Source organism: Pseudomonas persica (assembly GCF_900291015.1).
GTDB lineage: Bacteria > Pseudomonadota > Gammaproteobacteria > Pseudomonadales > Pseudomonadaceae > Aquipseudomonas.
In genome coordinates, this window is record NZ_OLKL01000344.1 from 1 (window position 1) to 240 (window position 240).

Here is a 240-nt window from a genome sequence, read left to right on the forward strand (position 1 = left end):
GCGTGCGCGTGGGCGAAGATTGCATCTCGCCAGCGGCGCACAGTGCCTTCCGCACGCCAGTCGAGTTGCTGCAGTTCGTGGCCAGCCTGCGCGAGCTGTCGGGCGGCAAGCCGGTGGGCTTCAAATTCTGCCTGGGCCACCCTTGGGAGTTCATGGGCATTGCCAAGGCCATGCTGGCCACTGGCATCACTCCAGACTTCATCGTCGTCGATGGCAAGGAGGGCGGCACCGGTGCGGCGC

The 240-nt window shown here is 66.2% G+C and carries 1 protein-coding gene; it reads left to right on the forward strand.

What is annotated here, in order from left to right:
• Positions 1–240: glutamate synthase-related protein (locus FQ664_RS26810; protein ID WP_256676128.1), on the forward strand; the 240-nt coding region annotated here is incomplete at both ends.